Here is a 17,824-nt window from a genome sequence, read left to right as displayed (position 1 = left end):
GTCAGACCTCGTTGAGCTGTTGGGCGGCCGTCAATGCCGCGCGGCCACGAGGGCCATGGAAGTATTCGTGAATCCACGCATCGTTGGTTTCCGAAACCTTGTCGATGGCGTCCGCCACCAGCACTTTTTTCTGCGCCAGCACCGCCACCCGGTCAGTGATGGTGTAGAGCGTGTCGAGATCGTGGGTCACCAGAAAGACACTCAGGCCCAAAGCATCGCGCAGGGTCAGGATCAATTGGTCGAACGCGGCGGCGCCGATCGGGTCGAGACCGGCGGTGGGTTCGTCGAGAAACAGGATGTCCGGGTCCAGTGCCAATGCCCGGGCCAGCGCGGCGCGCTTGATCATGCCGCCGGACAGCGACGAGGGGTACTTCTCTGCGGCCGACAGCGGTAACCCGGCCAAGGCCATTTTCACCGCCGCCAGGTGCTCGGCGTCGTTGCGGCTCAAGCCGGCGTGTTCGATCAGCGGCAGGGCGACGTTCTCGGTCACCGTCAGTGAAGAGAACAGCGCGCCTTTCTGGAACAGCACGCCGAATCGCCGCTCCACCAGCGAACGCTCGTGCTCGGACAAGGTCGGCAGGTTTTTCCCGAAAACTTTCACCACGCCTTCGCTGGGCTGGCGCAACCCGACAATGCTGCGCAGCAGCACCGACTTGCCGCTGCCGGAGCCGCCGACCACGGCGAGGATCTCGCCCTTGTACAAGTCCAGGTCGAGGTTCTCGTGCACGCTCTGGCTTCCAAAACGGTTGCACAACCCACGGACTTCGATCACCGCCTCGGAGGGCGCTCTGGGGATACGACTCACCAACCCATCTCCATGAAAAACATCGCGGCGATCGCATCCATCACGATCACCACGAAAATCGACTGCACCACACTCGACGTGGTGTGCGCGCCCACAGACTCAGCGCTGCCACTGACCTTGAAGCCTTCGAGGCAACCGATGGCGGCGATGAGGAAGGCGAACACCGGCGCTTTGACGATCCCCACCAGAAAGTGCTGAACGCCGATGTCCGTTTGCAGCAGCGACAGGAACATCGCTGGCGAGATATCCAGCGCCACCGCGCAGACCACGGCACCGCCGATAATCCCTGACAGCATCGCCAGGAAGGTCAGCATCGGAAGGGCGATCAGCAACGCCAGGACCCGCGGCACCACCAGCAACTCCACGGGATCGAGGCCCAGGGTGCGGATGGCGTCGATTTCTTCGTTGGCCTTCATCGAACCGATTTGCGCCGTGAACGCACTGGCGGTGCGCCCGGCCATCAGGATCGCGGTCAGCAGCACACCGAATTCGCGCAGGAAGGCAAACCCCACCAGGTCCACGGTGAAGACGGTGGCGCCGAAAGTGGCCAGCACCGTCGACCCGAGAAACGCCACCACGGCGCCCACCAGAAAAGTCAGCAACGCAACGATGGGGGCGGCGTCGAGACCGGTCTGTTCGATATGGGCGATCATCGGCGTGACGCGCCAGCGCTTGGGACGGAACAGGCCGCGGACGATGGTTTCGATGATCAGGCCGACGAAACCCAGCAGTTGCAGGGTGTCCTGCCAGACAGTGTCCACCGCGCGGCCAATGCGGGTCAGCAACTGAATGGAAACGCTGACTTCCGGTTCCTTGATCGGTACGCAGAAATCGGTCAACGAGCAGTAGACGGTTTGCAGCAACGCCCGATCCGCAGCAGAGAGTGTGCAATCAGGATGTTCGGCAGAACGACCGAGGCGCTCGGAGCCGAGCAGCTCGACCAACAGCGAGGCACCGGCGGTGTCGAGGGCGCCGAGACCATTGAGGTCGATGGGGGTGTTGGCGTCGTACTGGCCGTGGAGTTTTTCGCTCAACAGCTTGAGGTCAGCGTAATGGGCAAGCGTCCAGTCGCCCGTCACCCGCAACCGCGCAGGGGTAATCGAGGAGTCCAATCGGGCGTTGCCGGCCATCGTGCTGCTGATCATAAGCTCCGTGCTTGTTCAGTGATTACGCAGCTCTACGTAATAGCACGAACCGGACTACTTTTCTTTGATCGCTGTGCTGTCCGTGACCTTGAAGCGAAGCACGCCAATGACCTGGCCATCTTCGGTCAGGACCCGAACCTGCCATTTACCGGCCGGGTTGCCCGGGAAGTTCTGCTTGTGGGTCCAGGCCCGGTAACCTTCCTTGCGCCCGCCACGAATATCCAGGGGAATGCGGTCGACCTCTTTACCGTTGAACTTCCAGACGTGATAAATCCGTTCGTCCAGGCCACGCGGGGCGTTGATCGCGGTGTACGCGTAAAGCCCGCCATTACGGATCTGTTCGGCGCTGACTTCGTCGAGGCTGGCACCGGGTGTGCGATCCTGCATTTGCGTACTGATGGCCACGTCGGTCATCCACAGCGTCGCCGGCGGCACCCACGAGCGCAGCTCCCAACCAACGGCGCCGATGCCCAGGGTGATACTCAAGATCGCCAGCGCATTGCGCAGGGTACGAATCGGGAAGATCGACGCCAGGCTCGGGAACGACAGCAGCACCGAGATACCCAGTGCCCATTTGAAACTTTGCGCGGTGGTCAGGTGCATGATCACCGGCAATGCGGTGAGCAGCGCGGCGAACAGGGTCAGGGTGTGCAGGGCCAGAAACGCCCAGCGCCGTGGAGCCAGCCACTTGTAGTAAAGCGGGTCGACGATCGAAATCAGCGCCGCCACGCCCAGCAACCCGGTGAAAAACAACTGGCCGCTGTTCCACGTCGTGGTGATGAAGAAGAACGGCAGGACAAAGAACAGGCTTTCCTGATGGATCATCTGCGTTGCGTAACGCAACAACGGTTCCGGTATTTCGCGCTTGAAGATGCGCGTGAACAGCTTGGTCAGGCTGTTTTCCAGCATCAGCCAGATCCAGCTGATCAGCATGATGGTGGTGATCCAGCTCGCCAGGCCTTGCTGGCGATCGACCAGAATGAAACTGCCCACCCCGGAGATGAAACCAAAGAGCGCAATGACCCCAGGGTACCGCTTCATCAAATCAAGGATGCGCTGTACGAAAAGGGATAGGTTTTGCATTCGTTGGTTTCACAGTCGTCGTAGGAAAAAACCTCGACAGGGTACCGCTGGTGCGGCGCTGTGGCGAGGGTTCGCGATGAGGCCGGCACATCCAACATTTTCGGCGGCTGACAATCCGCTATCGCGAGCAAGCTCGCTCCCACAGGGAACCGGCAAGGCCTCTCAGTCCGTTGTCACATGGAATGGTTACTTCCTGCGGTGCAAACGCCAGCCCACCAACATCAACACGATCAAGCCCACCCCACCGACCACCAGCCACATCAACTGGTCATAACTGAACAAAGGCTTCTCGATCCGCAAATACCCTGGTTGCAGGAGCAATTCGCGCACGGCCTTGTTCGCTTCTTCCAGGGTCACCCCTTGCAGCTCCCGGGCCGGGTTGGTGAAGTGACCGTCCTCGTAGTTACCGATCGCGCTCCAGTAGTAGTCGGCCAACGCGCTGTTGCCTTGTACGGCCCAGGCCTGGCGGGCAATCGCGGCCTGCTTGAGGCGGTTGAAGGTGTCGGCATTGAGGCCGTCCTTGAGCAGGCCGGCCTTCAGGTCCTCGAGTACTTGTTCGGCATCGGCCACGGCGTCGCGCTCAAGGTCGGCGTTGAGGCTCATGAAACCTACGCCGCCGAACACCTCGCGCTCCGCCCACGGGCCGTAGGACAAACCGTGAGCCAGGCGTAACTGGCGATAAAGCGCCCAATCCAGATAGTCCTTGAGCAAATCGAAGGTTTCATCGTGCCCATCCTCCAGTACCGGCTCCGGCACCAGCCAGTGCAACTTGGCGCCGTTGCCGACCAGACTGTGGGTCAAGGTGCGCTCATGGGTGGCGCTGGCCTGGATTTGCGGCAGCGGCGGATGCTCGCCAGGGGTGATCGCTTCCAGCGCGCCATACGCCCGCTCCAGATAGGATGGCAGCAACTTGTCGAGGTCGCCGACCACGATCAGGGTCATGTTGTTCGGCGCATACCAGTCCTTGCGCACCTGCTCCAGTTGTTCACGGGTCAGGTCATCGACTTGCGCACGCTCCGGGCATTTGAGGCCCAATTCCACGGCCAGTTGTTTGCTGGCCGTGTGGCCGAGGTCCTGACGATCGAGCCAGCGTTGCAGGTGCGAGTAATGGCCGCCGTCTTCACGCTCGACCACTTGCTTGGCCGCGTTGATGGCACTGTCGTCGAAGCGGGTCTGGGTCAGCAGCGCCAGCAACAGGTCGAGAACCTTGCGCTGGTTTTTCGCCGGGGCTTCGATGACGAAAGTCGTATCGGCATTACTGGTGAACGCGTTCCACTCGCCGCCCAGAGCCTGCATGCTTTCTTCCAGGCCGCCTTCGCCGCTGGCGTCGATACCGCTGAACAACAAGTGTTCCAGCAGATGCGGCAACTCCTTTTCTTCGCACTTGAAATCGTCCAGGCCAACGCCGACCACCAGCCGGATCGCCACATGCCCGTGGTCAGTGCCGGGCTTGAGCAGCAACTGCAAACCGTTGCGCAGGGTGTAGCCCTCGACCTGGAAGCGATCCAGGGCGAATGACGGGAATGAACCAAGCAACAGGCAGGCGAACAACAGACAACGCATAACGAGCTTCCGTACGGCTAGCGTAAGTTCAACAGACTTCAGGCAACTGTGGACGTTCAGGGTGAATGAGTGATGTCACTCAAATCGTCGACCACCAGCGCACCTGTGTCCGATGTTTCCAGCACCACGTAGGCACTGCTGCAAAACAGCGAATTAAGACGCTTCATGTCGGCGATCAGCTCCAGGTGCAACGAACTGGTTTCGATACTTTGCACGATTTTACGTTGCAAGCGGCTGACATGAGCGTGAGCCAGGCGCCGTTCCTGTGCGCGGAAACGACGTTTTTCACGCACCAGCTGGCGGGCACTTTCCGGGTCGCCACTGAGAAACACCGACATCCCGAGCCGCAGGTTGGAAATCAACTGAGTTTGCAGCCCGGTCAATTCGTCCAGCCCCACTTCGGAAAACGACCGGCGCTGCGAGGTTTTCTGCTGCTGGACCTTGCGCAGCATGCGTTCGATCAAGTCGCTGGCCAGTTTCAGGTTGATCGCCAGTTCGATGATTTCCGCCCAACGCCGGCTGTCCTGATCGCTGAGATCTTCCCGGGGCATTTGCGCCAGATACAACTTGATCGCGCTGTAGAGCGCTTCGACATCATCGGTCAGGCGCCGCATTTCCTGGGTGACGGCGGTTTGCTTTCCGCGCAACACGTCGAGCATGGCTTCGAGCATGTTGTCGATCAGGTCGCCCATGCGCAGGGTTTCCCGGGCTGCGTTGGCCAGCGCCAAACCGGGGGTGACCAACGCCGTGGGGTCAAGGTGTCGGGGCTTGGCCGTACCGTTGACTAGCGGGCGCTCCGGCAGCACCCAGGCACAAAACCTGGCCATCGGCCCAACACTGGGCAGCAAGATCAGGCAACGCGCGATGTTGTAGAGCAGGTGAAAGCCAATGACCATTTCCTGAGGGCTGAAATCCAGGCCATCGAGCCAGTGCACCAGCGGATCGAGCACTGGAATGATCAGTAAAAGACCAATCAGTTTGTACAGCAGGCTGCCCAGCGCCACTTGGCGCCCGGCGGCGTTCTGCATGCTGGTGCTGAGGAACGCGAGTATGCCGCTGCCGATATTGGCGCCGATCACGAGCCCGATGGCCACCGGCAGGCTGATCACGTTGGCGCCCGCCAGGGTCGCGGTGAGCAATACAGCGGCCAGGCTGGAATAGGAAAGCATCGCGAACAGCGCGCCGACCAGGGCGTCGAGCAGGATATCGCCGGTGAGCGAGGCGAAAATCACCTTCACCCCTTTGGCATGGGTAATCGGGTGCGCGGCTTCAACAATCAGTTGCAGCGCCAGAATGATCAACCCCAAGCCAATGGCGACACGGCCCATCTGTCCGAGTCGGGTCTGCTTGCGCGACAGAAAGAAGATCACCCCGGCAAAAATCAGCAACGGCGACAACCACGACAGATCGAACGTCAGCACCCGCGCCATCAGGGCCGTACCGACATCGGCACCGAGCATGGTGACCAACGCTGGCGTAAGCGCCATCAGGCCCTGGCCGACAAAGGAGGTGACCAGCATGGCGGTGGCGTTGCTGCTCTGGACCATCGCCGTCACGGCGATCCCGGAGAGGAAAGCCAGCCAGCGGTTGGACATGTTATGGCTGATGACATGGCGCAAGTTGGTGCCGTAGACCCGCAGGATGCCGGTTCGGACGATGTGCGTGCCCCAGATCAGCAGGGCCACGGCAGAAAGCAAATTGAGCAGGGTGAGCATAATGACCCCCTGTGGTGTAGCGCCCCAAAGGAGCAAGTTGACGGTACCGCGCGACGTTCTACGTTCTGTACTTAAGCTGTAGTTGGCTAACGGTCTGCGCGCCAGCATCGCATAGCCAAAGACGCGATTGAAACAAAACTGTCATGAAATCCGGTTTAAGCAACCCGCAAAAACAAAGTGGGAGCGGGCTTGCTCGCGAAGGCGTCGTGTCAGTCGACATTAATGTTGTCTGACACACCGCTTTCGCGAGCAAGCCCGCTCCCACAGGGTGTTGCGTACTACCGGGTTACTGGCCCGGGATGTCCTTGCGCAGCCTTACCGGATCCTGCTGTTTCTTCTTTTTCGCGATGGCAGTGCGCATCTTGATGTTGATCGCTTCCACCGCCAGCGAGAACGCCATGGCGAAGTAGACGTAGCCTTTTGGCACGTGCACGTCCAGGGATTCGGCAATCAGCACCGTACCGACGATCAGCAGGAACGACAGCGCCAGCATTTTCAGCGACGGGTGCTTGTCGATGAACTCACTGATGGTGCCAGATGCCCACATCATCACCAGTACGGCCACGATGATTGCCGCAACCATGACCGGTACGTGGGAGACCATGCCGACTGCGGTGATCACCGAGTCCAGGGAGAACACGATGTCGATGATCGCGATCTGGATGATGGTGTAGAGGAAGTTGCCGCCCTTGCCCGAAGGCTCTTCGTTGGTTTCGTCTTCACCTTCCAGCGCGTGGTACATCTCTTGCGAGCTCTTCCACAACAGGAACAGACCACCGAAGAACAGGATCAGGTCGCGTCCGGAAATACCCTGGTCGAATACTACGAACAGGTCCGCCGTCAGGCGCATGACCCAGGTGATCGACAGCAGAAGCAGGATTCGCGTGATCATGGCCAGCGCCAGACCGAAAATCCGGGTGCGCGCCTGCATGTGTTTGGGCATGCGGCTGACCAGGATCGAAATCATGATGATGTTATCGATACCCAGGACGATTTCCAGGGCGGTCAGGGTGAAGAAGGCAACCCAGATTTCAGGGTTGGTCAGCCATTCCATGTGTATTCCTTTGAGCGATTGTTAAACCAAAACGGGCCCGGGCTTCAAACAGCGAAGCCTGGACCCGAAGTGGTGAGTCTTGGGCTTATAGAGTGCTGAACACCGGGAAAGTCCCCAACAGCAGTGCAGCAATCAGTATGCAGATACAAACCAGCACTGCCCACTTGAGAGTGAAGCGCTGGTGGTCACCGAAGTCGATGCCAGCCAGGGCCACCAACAGGTAGGTCGATGGAACCAGCGGGCTCAACAGGTGGACGGGCTGACCGACGATCGAGGCACGTGCCATTTCCACTGCGGTTATACCGTAATGGCTGGCGGCTTCGGCAAGTACCGGTAACACGCCGTAATAAAATGCATCGTTCGACATGAAGAAAGTGAACGGCATGCTTACCAGTGCCGTGATCACTGCCAGGTACGGGCCGAGGAAATCCGGAATCACCGCCAACAGGCTCTTCGACATGGCGTCGACCATCCCGGTGCCGGTCAGGATACCGGTGAAGATACCGGCCGCAAAGATCAACCCGACCACCGCCAGTACGCTACCGGCGTGAGCCGCGACGCGATCCTTCTGCTGTTGCAGGCAAGGGTAGTTGACGATCATGGCGATACTGAACGCCACCATGAACAGTACCGGCAACGGCAGCAGGCCGGCGATCAGGGTGCACATCAGGGCCAGGGTCAGGGCGCCGTTGAACCAGATCAGCTTCGGACGACGGGCATCCGGGAACTGCGAAACGCTGATTTCACTGTGGTCGATTTCATCGCCCACCAGGTGCAGTTCACCCAGACGCGCACGTTCACGCTTGCCGTAGAAGTAGGCAATGACCAGGATCGCCACCACACCAGCCAGCATCGCAGGAATCATCGGTACGAAGATGTCGGACGGATCCACATGCAACGCACTGGCGGCGCGAGCGGTCGGGCCACCCCATGGGGTCATGTTCATCACGCCACCGGCGAGGATGATCAGGCCGGCCATGATTCGCGGGCTCATGCCGATACGGCTGTAGAGCGGCAGCATGGCGGCCACGCAGATCATATAAGTGGTCGCGCCGTCACCATCGAGGGAGACAACGAGCGCCAGAACGGCGGTGCCGACCGAAACTTTCAGCGGGTCGCCCTTGACCAGTTTGAGGATCTTGCGCACGGCCGGGTCGAACAGGCCGGAGTCGATCATCAGGGCGAAGTACAAGATAGCGAACATCAACATCACGCCGGTTGGCGCAAGCTTGGTAATGCCTTCGAGCATCATCGGACCGATCTTCGGCGAAAAACCGCCGAACAGGGCAAAGATGATTGGAATGATGATCAGGGCGATCAGCGCAGACAGGCGCTTGGTCATGATCAGGAACATGAACGTGATGACCATGGCGAAGCCAAGGAAAGTCAGCATGGGAATACTCCAGGCGTAGCGCGGCTAGGGAATGGGCGGATCAGGCGGGATCAGCGCAGAACGGGAAGCACGAGACGTACGGGCGGAGTTGCAGCGAAGCGGCGGATGGAAGAGGACATCAGAATCACCATTGTTGTTGTTAAATGGGCTGTGCGAGCGATAAAACGCTGGCATTGGCCAACCGGTCTGTTGCCGGTAGTGGGGGCGATCCTAATCGGGGAAGCTTTCAGCCAGCTTTCGGCGATGAACGCGTTGACCGGAAGTACAACCGGTCGTCGGACTGGGGCATGAAGGTGAACCGAGTTACGGCCTTCGCGAGCAAGCCCGCTCCCACACTGGATCTGTGTCGTACACAAAGCCAATGTGGGAGCGGGCTTGCTCGCGAAGGCGTCGGTAATTACGCATCGGGAGGAATGCCATGAACAAAATTCACACCGGCGGCTGCCATTGCGGGCAACTGCGCTATCAATTCAGCGGGCCGCTGCACGATATCGCCCACTGTCATTGTTCGATTTGCCGACGGGTCAGCGGCGGCATCGTGACTACCTGGATAACCGTGCCGGCATCCGCCTTTCAATGGCTGGCCGGGACGCCGTCGCGGTACGATTCTTCATCCACCTGTGCGCGATATTTCTGCGGCCACTGTGGGGCGCAACTGGCACTAGCGACGCAACTAAGCCCGGAAAGCATCGACTTGACCATCGCCACCCTCGACCATCCTGAGCAAGCACCAGCCGAGCGGCACATCTGGACCGACAGCCGCTTGCCGTGGCTGCATCTGGACGAACATTTGCCTGGCGAGGCTGAAGAAACACTCTGATCAAAAAACAGACAGGTTCAGCGGCCGAATCGCGCCCATCCAGATCGCGTGCTCGGTGTGGTCAAGCAAATCGTCGCCGGTGTCCGGGTGCAGGAACACCACCAGCCCCTTGCGGTTCAGCGCCAGCCACGGCAGAACGTCGCCCAGCACCTGCGGTTCGAACGCCAACTGGCAGCTCCAGTCCGGGTGTGGACCGACCGGGCGCTCGTGCACGCGGCCCATTTTCAATGGAAACAATTGCGCCGCCCGTTCACATAAGGCTCGCGCCTGCGAGATCGTGTTGGCATCGAAATAAACGTGGGCGTGGTAGCCCGTTATCTGCTGCATCTGAATCCCTCTGAAAGTTGTTCGAACCCTCGCCGTTTCCTGCGGGTCAAACGTTATACAGACGCTGGAAAACAGGAAGCCCAGCCATGAAAAATGCCGAAACCCCCGTCGTGAAAGTGGTGCTTTATGGTGCCATGAGTAGCCTGGGCAGTGCGCTGATGGCTGAAATGCTGCGACGCCAGCATGAAGTGATCGCGATTCTCGATGACCTGACGGCGCTGGCACCCCGCCCGGGGCTGCGCACCAAGACTGGCGACCTGTTCGACGCGCAACGGGTCAAGCAGAGTGTGGCCGGCAGTTCAGTGGTTATCTGCTTACTGGACGCACCAGGGTTACCGTTCAATAGCGAACACGTGGAAAAAACCATCGTGCCCGGCCCGGTCGAGCAGGTGCTGGCAGTGGATGCGCTCATCGATGGCATGCAGGCAGCAAACATCGCCCGATTGTTTCTGGTGGGTGATTTCGACGTGCTGGACGACCCGGAAACCGAGGATAGCTTGCAACGTCACGCCGCCGAGGAAATCCGCGAGGCACTGCAAAGCAGTCCTTTGAAGTGGACGCTGGTTAACGAACCGCGCGGGGTACCAGGGCTGACCATAGAACACTTTGCCAACATCGGTGGCAACCCCGAACCGGGGTTGGTTGAACCGCTCAAACGGCTGGCCCGCACTGCCGTGGGCATTGCCGATGAATTGCACCTGAACCTGCACATCGGCGAGCACGTCAACTTCATCGCAACCGACAGTTAAACCGCAATGGACGGCAGCGTCAGGCCGTTGAGCGATTGCGCACTGCTGGCCTGTTCCGCCATCAACCAATCCACAAACTGCTGGATCAATGCTCCGCGTCTTTTGCGCTGGGGCAGAACCACGTAGTAACCCAGCCTCGACATCACCGTTTCGCCGATCGGTCGACACAACAACCCTTGCGCCAGCAAGTTATCCACAAGGTGGCGCCAGCCGATGGCCACGCCCTGGCCGCCAATCGCCGCCTGAATCAGCAAGGTGTAATTATCGAAGCGCAACTGCCCGGGCGCCGGGGGCGAGGTGATGCCCAGCTCGCGGAACACACCACTCCAGTCGAACCAGTTACTGCTGTGTTCCCCACGCAGGTGCAACAAAGGGAACTCCAGCAATGCCTGGGCTGGCAAGGGCAGTGGACGCTCGCTCAACAGCTGCGGGCTGCACACCGGAAACACTTCCTCGCTGAACAGCCAATGGCTTTCACCCTGCTTGAAGCGGCCATCGCCGAACAGCACCGCCACATCGATATCGGTACGTAGCATGTTATGGCTGCGTTCACTGGTGACCAGGCTGACATCCACCTGCGGATTGGCCGCGTGAAAGCGGTGCAGACGCGGCATCAACCAATAGGCGGCGAAGGCAAAATCCGTGGCCACCTGCAGCACTTCATGCTGTTGCTGCGCGCTGATTGCGCTCAATCCTGCGTCGATATTCTGCAAACCGAGCTGAACCTGCTCAAATAGAATCTGCCCAGCCTCTGTCAGTTCGATTCCGCGATAAATGCGGTCGAACAGGCGTGTTGCCAGTTGTTGTTCCAGGCGCTTGATCTGCTGGCTGATGGCCGGTTGCGTGGTGCCCAGTTCAACCGCCGCCGCTGTGAAGCTGCGCTGACGGGCCGCCGCTTCGAAGGCGCGAAGCAGATCCAGTGACAGGTCACCAAGGGCGTCATACATAAGCTGTGCTTATCCTAGTCATTGCCGCGTATGGGCTTTACCGCAAGGTGCGAGGGTTTCATTCTCAACGCCAGCACTCTCGCATAAACATCCACTATGGAATGCCGCGATCACATGAAGCGCAAGAACATTCTTTTCATCATGGCCGATCAAATGGCCGCGCCAATGTTGCCGTTCTACGGCCCATCGCCCATCAAACTGCCCAATCTCAGTCGCCTCGCCGCACAAGGCGTGGTGTTTGACTCAGCCTATTGCAACAGCCCATTGTGCGCGCCATCGCGTTTCACACTGGTTAGCGGCCAGTTGCCGAGCAAGATCGGCGCCTACGACAACGCCGCCGATTTCCCCGCTGACGTACCGACCTACGCCCATTACCTGCGCCGTCTCGGATACCGCACCGCCCTGTCGGGCAAGATGCATTTCTGCGGGCCAGACCAGTTGCACGGCTACGAAGAACGCCTGACCAGTGACATTTACCCGGCCGACTATGGCTGGGCGGTAAACTGGGATGAACCGGACGTGCGCCCGACCTGGTATCACAACATGTCATCGGTGCTGCAAGCCGGCCCGTGCGTACGCACCAATCAACTGGATTTCGACGAAGAGGTGGTGTTCAAGGCCCAGCAGTACCTGTTCGACCATATCCGCGAGGATGGCGACCAGCCGTTCTGCCTGACCGTTTCGATGACTCACCCGCACGATCCGTACACCATTCCCAAAGCTTTCTGGGATTTGTACGACGATGCCGATATCCCGCTGCCTACAACCCCTGACCCGCATGACCTCGATCCGCATTCGCAACGTCTGCTCAAGGTCTACGACCTGTGGGACAAGCCGCTGCCTGTGGATAAGATCCGCGATGCCCGTCGCGCCTATTTCGGCGCGTGCAGCTATATCGACAGCAACGTCGGCAAACTCCTGCAAACCCTCGAAGATACCGGGCTGATCGATGACACCATCATCGTGTTTTCCGGTGACCACGGCGACATGCTCGGCGAGCGCGGCCTCTGGTACAAAATGCACTGGTATGAAATGGCCGCACGGGTGCCGCTGTTGGTCAGCGCACCGGGGCAGTTCGGCGCCGGCCGGGTCAGCGCCAGTGTTTCCACGGCGGACCTGTTGCCGACATTCGTCGAACTGGCCGGCGGCTCGCTGGAACCGGGCTTGCCGCTGGACGGCCGCTCGCTGGTTCCGCACCTGCAAGGGCAGGGCGGCCACGATGAAGTGTTCGGTGAATACATGGCCGAAGGCACCGTCAGCCCGTTGATGATGATCCGTCGCGGTGCCTACAAATTCATCTATAGCGAAGACGACCCTTGCCTACTCTTCGACGTACAGAATGACCCTCGCGAACTGGAAGAACTCAGTCATTCGCCGCAACATCGCCAGTTGTTCGACGATTTTCTCGCCGAAGCGCGGGCCAAATGGAACATTCCGGCGATTCACCAGCAGGTGCTCGCCAGCCAGCGGCGCCGACGCTTCGTGGCCGAGGCGCTGACCCTCGGCAAGCTCAAGAGCTGGGATCACCAGCCGCTGGTGGACGCCAGTCAGCAGTACATGCGTAACCACATCGACCTCGACGATCTGGAACGTAAAGCACGTTATCCACAACCCTGCCAAAACCAATAATGTTAAGGGGAAGTCCATGCAAAGGTTATCCACAGTACTGACGGTCGGGCTCCTGGCTCTGGGCAGTGCCTCGGCGTTTGCCGATCAGAGTTGCGAGACGGTGAAGATGGCCGACCCGGGCTGGAGCGACATCGCCGCGACCAACGCCATCACCGGGTTTCTGCTGGACGGCATGGGCTACAAGGCCAAGGTCGACACCCTCGCGGTGCCGATCACCTTTGGCGGGTTGAAGGACGGCCAGGTCGATGTGTTCCTGGGTAACTGGATGCCGGCGCAGCAGGGCTTCTACGACAAATTCGTCGCAAGCGGCGATGTCACACAACTGGCGAAGAACCTCGACGGCACCGAATTCACCCTCGCTGTCCCGGACTACGTGTGGGACGCGGGTGTGCATAACTTTGCCGACCTGAACAAGTACGCCGACAAGTTCGACCACAAGATCTATGGCATCGGCTCCGGTGCACCGGCGAATATCTCACTGCAAGAGATCATCAAGAAAAACGATTTCGACATGGGCCAGTGGAAACTGGTCGAGTCCAGCGAGCAGGCGATGCTGGCGGAAGTGTCCCGCGCGGTGAAAAAACAGAAATTCGTGACCTTCCTCGGCTGGACCCCGCACCCGATGAACGTGCAGCTGAAAATGCACTATCTGAAGGGTGGCGAGAAATACTTCGGTGACACCGGCAGCGTGCATACCCTGACCCGAAAAGGTTATGCACAGGCCTGCCCGAACGTCGGCAAACTGCTGACCAACCTGAGTTTCACTCAGGAGATGGAAAACAGCATCATGGCCGAGGTGGTGAACAAGAAGGTCAGCAATGCCGACGCGGCCAAGGCGTGGATCAAGGCCAACCCGGCCGTGCTGGATAAATGGCTCGATGGGGTGAAGACAGTGGATGGCAAGGATGCTTTGCCAGCGGTCAAAGCCAAACTCTAAACCAGAGGCGATATGGTCTTTGTGGCGAGGGGGCTTGTCGGACCGCCGCACCGCCCCGTTCGATTGCGAAGCGATCGTAAAACCATTGAATGCGGTCTACCTGATAAACCACATTCAATGGTTTTGGGACGGCTGCGCCGTCCAACGGGGGCGAGCCCCCTCGCCACAATGATCGCCTTGTCCTGCTACCCTTGCGCAAAATCCCCACCCGAGAGGACCCATGGCCCTTCCCAGCCGCCATTCACTCTTCCCTTTCCTCACCTGGCTACCCCGGCAAACCCGCGCCAGTGTCGGGCGCGACCTGATCGTCGGCCTCAGCGGCGCGATCCTCGCGTTGCCGCAATCCATTGCCTACGCACTGATCGCCGGCCTGCCACCGGAATACGGCCTGTACGCCGCAATCATCCCCGTTCTGATCGCCTGCCTCTGGGGTTCGTCGTGGCATTTGATCTGCGGTCCTACGGCCGCCATCTCCATTGTCCTGTATGCCAGTGTCAGTCCTCTGGCCGTTCCAGCGTCGCAGGACTACGTCATGCTGATCCTGTTGCTGACGTTTCTTGCCGGCATCTTTCAGTGGCTGCTGGGTTTGCTGCGGTTCGGCGCGCTGGTGAATTTCGTCTCGCACTCGGTGGTACTCGGCTTCACCCTGGGTGCTGCCGTTGTGATTGCCATCGGTCAATTGCCTAACCTGCTGGGGCTGGACTTGCCCAGCCAGGCCACCGCGCTGGATAGTTTCATCACGTTGTTGCGCCATCTCGGCGAAATGGACAAACCTTCGCTGGCGCTGGGTCTGGCGACCGTGGTGGTCGGCGTGATCCTCAAACTGCTGCTGCCACGCTGGCCGACGCTCTTGATCACCCTGATTCTCGGCGGCTTGCTGGTTTGGCTCTGGCCATCAATGTTCGGCCATGTGCAACTGGTAAGCGCCTTCACCGGCAAACTGCCGCCCTTCAGTCCGTTGCCCCTGGACCTTGATCTGATCCTGCGCCTGCTGCCCAGCGCGGTGGCGGTCGGTATGCTCGGGCTAGTAACCAGCCTGTCGATCGCCCGCTCGATCTCGGCACGTTCGCAGCAATTACTCGACGCGAATCAGGAAGTCCGCGCCCAGGGCTTGTCGAACATCGTCGGTGCGTTTTTTTCCGGATCGCTGTCGGCCGGCTCCTTCACTCGCTCAGGCCTGAGCTACGAAGCGGGGGCCTGTTCGCCGCTGGCCGGGATTTTTTCGGCATTGTGGGTGGCGCTGTTTGCGATATTCGGCGCTAGCCTGATCGCGCACATCCCGATTCCAGCCATGGCCGGCAGCATTCTGTTGATCGCCTGGGGACTGGTGGACCATCGCGGCATTCGCGCGTTGTTGCGGGTCAGCCGCGCCGAATTTGTGGTCATGGCGCTGACCTGCGTCGCCACGCTGCTGCTGGAGTTGCAGACGGCGATCTACGCCGGCGTGTTGGCCTCGCTTTTTTTCTACCTCAAACGCACATCGCAACCACGGGTGCAGCATGTGCGAGATGGCGAGGAAGACATTCTGCGGGTGGGGGGCTCGATTTTTTTCGGCGCCAGCCATTACCTGCAAGTACGCCTGCAACGCATGCACGGCGCGCGCGTGGTGATCGAGGCGCAGCAGATCAACTTCATCGATTACTCTGGGGTGGAAATGCTGCACCAGGAAGCGCGGCGGCTACTGCGTCAAGATCGCAGCCTCACCTTGCGCCGGGCCCGACCGCAGGTGGTGGAAGAGTTGAGGAAGCTGGAAGGGGCGGAGAAATGCCCGATCCGGTTTGAGGACTGAAATACCACTCACTGTAGGAGCGAGCTAGCTCGCGAAGGTCGTGAACGATTACGCGCAAAAACAGATGCCCTCAGGTTTTTCGCGAGCAAGCTCGCTCCTACAGTAGGTTACAAGGCCAACTGTCGACGCAACTCAGCCAGCACCGGCGCCGTATCCGGGCGCACGCCGCGCCACAGGAAGAATGCTTCCGCCGCTTGCTCGGCTAGCATGCCCAAACCATCCATCGACACCGCCGCCCCGTGTTCGCTGGCCCAGCGGCAGAACGAGGTCGGTTCCTTGCCGTACATCATGTCGTAGCACACCGTTTTGCCAGGCTCAATCAAACTGGGGGCAATAGGCGGCACATCACCGGTCAGGCTCGCCGAGGTCGCGTTGATGATCAAGTCCACCGACTCCTGCAACCAGTCGTAGCCGCTGGCCGAGATCGGCCCCAGATCGCAGAACAGTTCCGCCAGCAGCTCGGCCTTGTCCACCGTGCGGTTGGCGATGATCACCGATGCCGGTTGCTCGGCCAGCAATGGCTCCAAAGCACCGCGCACCGCACCGCCAGCACCGAGCAGCAGGATGCGTTTGCCCTTGAGGCTGAACCCGGCGTTGACCGTCAGGTCCCGCACCAGCCCGGCACCGTCGGTGTTGTCGCCCAGCAGACTGCCATCGGCCAGTTTGCTCAGGGTGTTCACCGCTCCGGCCCGTTGTGCCCGCGCCGTCAGGCTGTTCGCCAGCCGATAGGCTTCTTCCTTGAACGGCACCGTCACGTTGGCGCCGCGTCCTTCGAGGAAAAACCGCCGGGCACAGGTGGAAAAGTCGTCGAGTGGCGCCAGCAGCGTGTTGTAATCCAGTTTCTGCGCGGTCTGCTCGGCGAACAGCCGATGGATCAGCGGCGACTTGCTGTGGCCAATCGGGTTACCGAATACGACATAACGGTCCATCAGGATTCCTCGTTCAGGCTTCGGCCAACCAATCGCGGTCTTGCAGGAAGTACTCGGTCAGACGCGCTTCTTCACTGCCAGGCTCGGCTTTCCAGTCGTAGCCCCAGCGCACTTGCGGCGGCAGCGACATCAAGATCGACTCGGTACGCCCACCCGATTGCAGGCCGAACAACGTGCCACGGTCGTAGACCAGGTTGAATTCAACGTAGCGGCCACGGCGGAACTCCTGGAACTCACGCTGCTTGGCGGTGAACGCATCGTTCTTGCGGCGCTGCACGATGGGCAGGTAAGCGTCGATGTACGCGTCACCGATAGCACGCATGAAGGCGAAGCTGGTGTCGAAGTCCCACTCGTTCAGGTCGTCGAAAAACAGGCCGCCGATGCCACGCGGCTCGTGACGATGCTTGATGTGGAAGTAGCTGTCGCACCAGGCCTTGTAACGCGGGTAGACGTCCGGACCGAACGGCGCGCAGGCCTGCTCGGCCACGCGGTGCCAGTGGATGCAGTCTTCTTCGTTGCCGTAATACGGGGTCAGGTCGAAGCCGCCACCGAACCACCAGACCGGCTCTTCACCTTCTTTTTCGGCGATGAAAAAACGCACGTTGGCGTGGGAAGTCGGCACATGCGGGTTGTGCGGGTGGATGACCAGCGACACGCCGAGGGCTTCGAAGCCGCGGCCGGCCAGTTCCGGTCGATGGGCGCTGGCAGACGGTGGAAGACCACTGCCGAAGACATGGGAAAAGTTGACGCCACCCTTTTCAATCACCGCGCCGTTTTCTATCACACGGGTGCGACCGCCACCGCCCGCCGGCCTGGTCCAGGCGTCTTCGACGAATTGCGTGCCACCGTCTTCGGCTTCCAGGGCGGCGCAAATACGGTCTTGCAGGTCGAGCAGGTAGGCTTTTACGGCCTCGGTGCGGGTCGTCATGTCATCACCTT

General features: G+C 60.1%; 16 protein-coding genes. 5 read left to right on the top strand and 11 right to left on the bottom strand.

What is annotated here, in order from left to right:
• Position 1: 1 nt before the first annotated feature.
• From PspS34_RS00185 to PspS34_RS00155, 7 genes are all read right to left on the bottom strand, one after another.
• Positions 2 to 805: an ATP-binding cassette domain-containing protein gene (locus tag PspS34_RS00185; protein ID WP_057712625.1), complete on the bottom strand. Its 804-nt coding sequence runs from the start codon at positions 803 to 805 to the stop codon at positions 2 to 4.
• Complete coding sequence (locus PspS34_RS00180; protein WP_150812654.1) at positions 802 to 1,950, bottom strand: ABC transporter permease; 1,149 nt, start codon at positions 1,948 to 1,950, stop codon at positions 802 to 804. Before PspS34_RS00180 ends, PspS34_RS00185 begins: the two co-directional genes overlap by 4 nt.
• A gap of 54 nt (positions 1,951 to 2,004) precedes the next feature.
• Positions 2,005 to 3,033, bottom strand: a complete 1,029-nt coding sequence (locus PspS34_RS00175; RefSeq protein WP_102669507.1) for a DUF5924 family protein — start codon at positions 3,031 to 3,033, stop codon at positions 2,005 to 2,007.
• A gap of 186 nt (positions 3,034 to 3,219) precedes the next feature.
• Positions 3,220 to 4,596: an insulinase family protein gene (locus PspS34_RS00170; protein WP_154860834.1), complete on the bottom strand. Its 1,377-nt coding sequence runs from the start codon at positions 4,594 to 4,596 to the stop codon at positions 3,220 to 3,222.
• Between the two features lie 56 nt (positions 4,597 to 4,652).
• Complete coding sequence (locus tag PspS34_RS00165; RefSeq protein WP_150812656.1) at positions 4,653 to 6,311, bottom strand: Na/Pi cotransporter family protein; 1,659 nt, start codon at positions 6,309 to 6,311, stop codon at positions 4,653 to 4,655.
• A gap of 286 nt (positions 6,312 to 6,597) precedes the next feature.
• Entirely contained in the window at positions 6,598 to 7,365 is a 768-nt protein-coding gene (locus PspS34_RS00160; RefSeq protein ID WP_150812657.1) for a TerC family protein, read from the bottom strand.
• Positions 7,366 to 7,450: 85 nt separating this feature from the next.
• On the bottom strand, positions 7,451 to 8,758 hold the full coding sequence (locus PspS34_RS00155; protein ID WP_008045759.1) for a CitMHS family transporter: 1,308 nt from the start codon (positions 8,756 to 8,758) through the stop codon (positions 7,451 to 7,453).
• A gap of 418 nt (positions 8,759 to 9,176) precedes the next feature.
• On the opposite strand from PspS34_RS00155, the gene PspS34_RS00150 reads away from it, so the two are divergent.
• A complete protein-coding gene (locus tag PspS34_RS00150) occupies positions 9,177 to 9,578 on the top strand; it encodes a GFA family protein (protein WP_150812658.1) in 402 nt (133 codons plus the stop codon).
• Here the strand turns inward: PspS34_RS00150 and PspS34_RS00145 are convergent, their stop codons facing one another.
• A complete protein-coding gene (locus PspS34_RS00145) occupies positions 9,579 to 9,905 on the bottom strand; it encodes a DOPA 4,5-dioxygenase family protein (RefSeq protein ID WP_154860835.1) in 327 nt (108 codons plus the stop codon).
• An 86-nt stretch (positions 9,906 to 9,991) separates the two neighbouring features.
• Between PspS34_RS00145 and PspS34_RS00140 the strand changes: the two genes are divergently transcribed.
• Positions 9,992 to 10,654 carry an NAD(P)H-binding protein gene (locus tag PspS34_RS00140; RefSeq protein WP_154860836.1) on the top strand — a complete coding sequence of 221 codons (663 nt, stop codon included), beginning with the start codon at positions 9,992 to 9,994 and terminating at the stop codon, positions 10,652 to 10,654.
• Here PspS34_RS00140 and PspS34_RS00135 read toward each other — a convergent pair.
• Positions 10,651 to 11,601 carry a LysR family transcriptional regulator gene (locus PspS34_RS00135; protein ID WP_150812660.1) on the bottom strand — a complete coding sequence of 317 codons (951 nt, stop codon included), beginning with the start codon at positions 11,599 to 11,601 and terminating at the stop codon, positions 10,651 to 10,653. The two genes, PspS34_RS00140 and PspS34_RS00135, sit on opposite strands and share 4 nt — an antisense overlap.
• A 114-nt stretch (positions 11,602 to 11,715) precedes the next feature.
• Between PspS34_RS00135 and betC the strand changes: the two genes are divergently transcribed.
• The 3 genes from betC (at position 11,716) to PspS34_RS00120 (ending at position 15,956) form a co-directional block, all read left to right on the top strand.
• Positions 11,716 to 13,230 (top strand): choline-sulfatase, encoded by a 1,515-nt coding sequence (betC, locus tag PspS34_RS00130; RefSeq protein WP_057712635.1) that lies wholly within the window; start codon positions 11,716 to 11,718, stop codon positions 13,228 to 13,230.
• A gap of 16 nt (positions 13,231 to 13,246) precedes the next feature.
• The gene (gene choX / locus PspS34_RS00125; RefSeq protein WP_154860837.1) at positions 13,247 to 14,167 is read left to right on the top strand and encodes a choline ABC transporter substrate-binding protein; all 921 of its coding nucleotides are present in this window, start codon (positions 13,247 to 13,249) and stop codon (positions 14,165 to 14,167) included.
• A gap of 220 nt (positions 14,168 to 14,387) precedes the next feature.
• Positions 14,388 to 15,956: a SulP family inorganic anion transporter gene (locus PspS34_RS00120; protein ID WP_057712637.1), complete on the top strand. Its 1,569-nt coding sequence runs from the start codon at positions 14,388 to 14,390 to the stop codon at positions 15,954 to 15,956.
• Between the two features lie 107 nt (positions 15,957 to 16,063).
• Here PspS34_RS00120 and aroE read toward each other — a convergent pair whose 3' ends face one another.
• Positions 16,064 to 16,885 (bottom strand): shikimate dehydrogenase, encoded by an 822-nt coding sequence (gene aroE / locus PspS34_RS00115; RefSeq protein ID WP_090452288.1) that lies wholly within the window; start codon positions 16,883 to 16,885, stop codon positions 16,064 to 16,066.
• A 13-nt stretch (positions 16,886 to 16,898) separates the two neighbouring features.
• On the bottom strand, positions 16,899 to 17,813 hold the full coding sequence (gene hemF / locus PspS34_RS00110; protein ID WP_057716534.1) for an oxygen-dependent coproporphyrinogen oxidase: 915 nt from the start codon (positions 17,811 to 17,813) through the stop codon (positions 16,899 to 16,901).
• Positions 17,814 to 17,824: the final 11 nt, after the last annotated feature.

Source organism: Pseudomonas sp. S34, from assembly GCF_009866745.1.
Classification (GTDB): domain Bacteria; phylum Pseudomonadota; class Gammaproteobacteria; order Pseudomonadales; family Pseudomonadaceae; genus Aquipseudomonas; species Aquipseudomonas jessenii.
This window is presented reverse-complemented; position numbering and strand designations above follow the sequence as displayed.